This window comes from Nocardioides sp. (assembly GCF_016462705.1).
Lineage (GTDB): Bacteria > Actinomycetota > Actinomycetes > Propionibacteriales > Nocardioidaceae > Nocardioides.
Map to the genome: position 1 here is coordinate 1 of NZ_JAEMSS010000260.1, position 4492 is coordinate 4492.

The 4492-nt window shown below is 69.1% G+C and carries 10 protein-coding genes; all 10 read right to left on the reverse strand.

Annotated features, from left to right (window positions below; translation table 11 throughout):
- On the reverse strand, nucleotides 1–522 hold a 522-nt coding region (rplE, locus tag JHD21_RS20915), incomplete at its 3' end, for a 50S ribosomal protein L5 (RefSeq protein ID WP_292679360.1).
- Nucleotides 523–530: 8 nt separating this feature from the next.
- On the reverse strand, nucleotides 531–917 hold the full coding sequence (gene rplX / locus JHD21_RS20920; protein ID WP_292679363.1) for a 50S ribosomal protein L24: 387 nt from the start codon (nucleotides 915–917) through the stop codon (nucleotides 531–533).
- The gene (rplN, locus tag JHD21_RS20925) at nucleotides 917–1285 is read right to left on the reverse strand and encodes a 50S ribosomal protein L14 (protein ID WP_292679366.1); all 369 of its coding nucleotides are present in this window, start codon (nucleotides 1283–1285) and stop codon (nucleotides 917–919) included. The genes rplX and rplN overlap by 1 nt, the downstream gene beginning before the upstream one ends.
- Nucleotides 1285–1581 carry a 30S ribosomal protein S17 gene (gene rpsQ, locus JHD21_RS20930; RefSeq protein ID WP_292679369.1) on the reverse strand — a complete coding sequence of 99 codons (297 nt, stop codon included), beginning with the start codon at nucleotides 1579–1581 and terminating at the stop codon, nucleotides 1285–1287. The genes rplN and rpsQ overlap by 1 nt, the downstream gene beginning before the upstream one ends.
- Nucleotides 1578–1829, reverse strand: coding sequence for a 50S ribosomal protein L29 (rpmC, locus tag JHD21_RS20935; RefSeq protein WP_292679372.1), 252 nt, complete (start codon nucleotides 1827–1829; stop codon nucleotides 1578–1580). Before rpmC ends, rpsQ begins: the two co-directional genes overlap by 4 nt.
- On the reverse strand, nucleotides 1829–2248 hold the full coding sequence (gene rplP, locus JHD21_RS20940; protein ID WP_085873125.1) for a 50S ribosomal protein L16: 420 nt from the start codon (nucleotides 2246–2248) through the stop codon (nucleotides 1829–1831). Before rplP ends, rpmC begins: the two co-directional genes overlap by 1 nt.
- Before the next feature lie 3 nt (nucleotides 2249–2251).
- A complete protein-coding gene (gene rpsC / locus JHD21_RS20945) occupies nucleotides 2252–3100 on the reverse strand; it encodes a 30S ribosomal protein S3 (RefSeq protein WP_292679379.1) in 849 nt (282 codons plus the stop codon).
- 3 nt (nucleotides 3101–3103) lie between these two features.
- Entirely contained in the window at nucleotides 3104–3544 is a 441-nt protein-coding gene (rplV, locus tag JHD21_RS20950) for a 50S ribosomal protein L22 (RefSeq protein ID WP_292679382.1), read from the reverse strand.
- Nucleotides 3541–3822 carry a 30S ribosomal protein S19 gene (gene rpsS / locus JHD21_RS20955; RefSeq protein WP_292679384.1) on the reverse strand — a complete coding sequence of 94 codons (282 nt, stop codon included), beginning with the start codon at nucleotides 3820–3822 and terminating at the stop codon, nucleotides 3541–3543. The genes rplV and rpsS overlap by 4 nt, the downstream gene beginning before the upstream one ends.
- A gap of 5 nt (nucleotides 3823–3827) precedes the next feature.
- The coding region (gene rplB, locus JHD21_RS20960) for a 50S ribosomal protein L2 (protein WP_292679386.1) at nucleotides 3828–4492 on the reverse strand (665 nt) is incomplete at its 5' end.

Below are 4492 nucleotides of genomic sequence, written 5' to 3' on the forward strand. Positions count from 1 at the left end.
GTCCTGGTCGATCTCGTGGAACATGACCTGCTCGGTCAGACCGAAGGTGTAGTTGCCCTTGCCGTCGAACTGGCGCGGCGAGAGGCCACGGAAGTCACGGATGCGCGGCAGCGCCAGCGAGAGCAGGCGGTCGAGGAACTCCCACATCCGGTCGCCGCGCAGCGTCGTGTGCGCACCGATCGGCATGCCCTCGCGCAGCTTGAACTGGGCGATGGACTTGCGGGCCTTGGTCACCAGCGGCTTCTGCCCGGTGATCACGGTGAGGTCGCGGATCGCGCCCTCGATCAGCTTGGAGTCGCGAGCGGCCTCGCCGACGCCCATGTTGACCACGATCTTGACCAGGCCGGGGACGTCCATGACGTTGGCGATCTCGAACTCGCTGCGCAGCGCGGGGACGATCTCCTCGCGGTAGCGCGTCTTGAGCCGAGGGGTCACCGCGGCCGAGCGGCTGCGCGCGGAGGGCGCGTCGCCCGACTCAGTGGCCTCGGTGTTCTCGGTCGCCTCGGTGGCGGTGTCAGTCATCGGTTACCTCAGATGTCCTTGCCGGTCTTGCGGGAGATGCGCACGCTGCGCTCCGCGGCGTACGTCGAGCCGTCGGGACGGCGCTTGGTGACCTCGTCGCGGCGGAAGCCCACCCGGGTCACCGCGTCGCCCTCGACGAGGATGACGTTGGAGACGTGGATCGGCGCCTCGGCGGTGATGATGCCGCCGGTGTTGCCGGCGCGACCGCCCTGGTTGACGACCTTCGTGTGCTTCTTGACGCGGTTGACGCCCTCGACGATCACCCGCTGCTCCTCGCGGAGCACGCTGATGACCTTGCCCTCGGCGCCCTTGTCACGACCGGCGATCACCTTGACGGTGTCGCCCTTCTTGATCGAGACCGACTTCTTGGCCGATGCGGCCTTGCGGTGAGCCATCACAGCACCTCCGGCGCCAGCGAGATGATCTTCATGAAGCGCTTCTCGCGCAGCTCGCGACCCACGGGGCCGAAGATGCGCGTGCCGCGCGGCTCGCCGTCGGCCTTGAGGATGACGGCGGCGTTCTCGTCGAACTTGATGTAGGAACCGTCCGCACGGCGGCGCTCCTTGACGGTGCGCACGATGACGGCCCTGACGACGTCGCCCTTCTTGACGTTGCCGCCGGGGATCGCGTCCTTGACGGTCGCGACGATCGTGTCACCGATGCCGGCGTACCGGCGGCCGGAGCCGCCGAGCACGCGGATGCACAGGATCTCCTTGGCGCCGGTGTTGTCGGCGACCTTCATCCGGGACTCTTGCTGGATCATTACTTGGCCTTCTCGAGGATCTTGACCAGGCGCCAGCGCTTGGTCGCCGACAGCGGCCGGGTCTCCATGATCTGGACGCGGTCGCCGATGCCGCACTCGTTGTTCTCGTCGTGCGCCTTCAGGCGGGCCGTCTGGCGCATGACCTTGCCGTAGCGGGGGTGCTTGCGACGGTCCTCGACGGACACGACCACGGTCTTGTCCATCTTGTCGCTGACGACCAGGCCCTCACGGACCTTGCGGTCCCTGCGGCCCTCGGCGGGCGTCTCCGTGCTCTGCTCGCTCGCCTGCTCGGTCACTGGGCACCGTCCTCGTTGTCGTCGCTGTCGCTCGGCGTGGCGCGGATCCCGAGCTCACGCTCGCGCACCACGGTGTAGATCCGGGCGATGTCCTTCTTGACCGTGCGGAGCCGGCCGTGGCTCTCCAGCTGGCCGGTGGCCGCCTGGAAGCGGAGGTTGAAGAGCTCCTCCTTGGCCTCGCGCAGCTTGCTCTCGAGGTCGACGTCGGTCATCTCGTCGAGCTCGTGCGCCATCAGCTTGTTCGCCATCAGAACTCACCAGCCTCACGGGAGATGAAGCGGCACTTCATCGGGAGCTTGTGCATCGCGCGGCGCATGGCCTCGCGGGCAACGGTCTCGTCGACACCGGACAGCTCGAACATCACCCGGCCCGGCTTGACGTTGGCGATCCACCACTCCGGCGAGCCCTTGCCGGAACCCATGCGGGTCTCGGCCGGCTTCTTGGTCAGCGGGCGGTCGGGGTAGATGTTGATCCACACCTTGCCGCCGCGCTTGATGTGGCGGGTCATCGCGATACGAGCGGACTCGATCTGCCGGTTGGTCACGTAGTGACCCTCGATCGCCTGGATGCCGAAGTCACCGAAGGCGAGACGGGTCCCGCCCTTGGCCGCACCACGCCGGTTGGGGTGGTGCTGCTTGCGGTGCTTGACACGACGGGGCATCAACATGGGTCAGCCCTCCTGAGTCGTGGTGGTGTCGGTGGTGGTGGCAGCAGGCGCCTCGGCCGCGGGGGCCTCGGTCGTGGTCGCGGCACCGGACTCGGCGCCACCCTCACGGTCGCTGCGGGTCGGACGGGTGCCCCGGCTCGGACGCTCGCCACCGCGGGCGGGGCGGGCTCCGCCACGACCCGGGACGCCGGCGCGCGCCGCGGCCTGGGCCTGGCGCTCGGCACGGGTGCCGGCGACCTCGCCCTTGTAGATCCAGACCTTCACGCCGATCCGGCCGAAGGTGGTCTTGGCCTCGTAGAAGCCGTAGTCGATGTCGGCGCGGAGCGTGTGCAGGGGCACGCGACCCTCGCGGTAGAACTCCGTGCGCGACATCTCGGCGCCGTTGAGGCGGCCCGAGCACTGGATCCGGATGCCCTTGGCGCCCGACCGCATCGTCGTCTGCATCGCCTTGCGCATCGCCCGGCGGAACTGCACGCGGCCGGAGAGCTGCTCGGCGACGCCCTGGGCGACGAGCTGGGCGTCCACCTCGGGGTTCTTGACCTCGAGGATGTTCAGCTGCACCTGCTTGCCGGTGAGCTTCTCGAGCTCACCGCGGATCCGGTCGGCCTCGGCGCCGCGGCGGCCGATCACGATGCCCGGACGGGCGGTGTGGATGTCGACGCGGACCCGGTCCCGGGTGCGCTCGATCTCGACCTTGGAGATGCCGGCCCGCTCCATGCCCTTGGACAGGAGCCTGCGGATCGCCACGTCCTCGCCGACGTAGGCCTTGTACAGCTTGTCGGCGTACCAGCGCGACTTGTGGTCGGTGGAGATGCCGAGGCGGAAGCCGTTGGGGTTGATCTTCTGGCCCATGAGTCAGGCACCCTTCCCGTTCTTCTTGGCACCCTGCTTGGTCGAGAGGGCGTCGGCCGGCTGGACCGCCAGCGTGATGTGGCTGGTGCGCTTGTTGATCCGGGTGGCCCGGCCCTGCGCACGGGGGCGCCAGCGCTTCATGGTGGGGCCCTCGTCGACCAGGGCGACCGAGACGACCAGGCCGGCCCGGTCGAGACCCTCGGTGGTCTCCGCGTTGGCGATGGCGCTCTCGAGGACCTTGTAGACGGTCTCGGAGGCCGCCTGCGGCGCGAACTGCAGCAGGGACAGCGCCTCGTCGACCGGCAGGCCGCGGACCATGTCCACGACGCGGCGGGCCTTGAGGGGCGTGATCCGGACGAAGCGCGCGCTGGCGAACGACCCCGGCGCGTCGCCGAGGATCGAGTCGCGGCGCGCGCTGATGCGCTGACGCTCGGTGGTGCTCATCGGCGGCGACCCTTCCGGTCATCCTTGACGTGCCCGCGGTAGGTGCGCGTCGGGGCGAACTCGCCCAGCTTGTGGCCCACCATCGAGTCGGACACGAAGACGGGGACGTGCTTGCGGCCGTCGTGCACCGCGATGGTGTGACCGATCATGGCCGGCACGATCATGGAGCGGCGCGACCAGGTCTTGATGACGTTGTGGCTGCCCTTCTCGTTCTCGGCGTCCACCTTCTTCATCAGGTGGTCGTCGACGAAGGGGCCCTTCTTCAGGCTGCGTGGCATGTCGGTTACTTCCTACCCTTGCCGGACTTGCGACGACGGATGATCTGGGAGTCGCTGGCCTTGCGCTTGCGCGTGCGACCCTCGGGCTTGCCCCAGGGGGAGACCGGGTGGCGACCACCGGAGGTCTTGCCCTCGCCACCACCGTGCGGGTGGTCGACCGGGTTCATGACGACACCGCGGACGGTCGGGCGCTTGCCCTTCCAGCGCATGCGGCCGGCCTTGCCCCAGTTGATGTTGGACTGCTCGGCGTTGCCGACCTCGCCGACGGTGGCGCGGCAGCGCACGTCGACGAAGCGCATCTCGCCCGACGGCATCCGCAGCGTGGCCCGCGAGCCCTCGCGGGCCACGAGCTGGGCGCTCATTCCGGCCGAGCGGGCGATCTTGGCGCCGCCACCGGGCCGCAGCTCGATGCAGTGGATCGTGGTGCCCACCGGGATGTTGCGCAGCGGCAGGTTGTTGCCCACCTTGATGTCGGCGTTGATGCCCGACTCCAGCGCAGCGCCCTGGCGCAGGTCCTTCGGCGCGATGATGTAGCGCTTCTCGCCGTCGGCGTAGTGCAGGAGCGCGATCCGCGCGGTGCGGTTGGGGTCGTACTCGATCTCCGCGACCTTGGCGGGGACGCCGTCCTTGTCGTAGCGACGGAAGTCGATGATCCGGTAGGCGCGCTTGT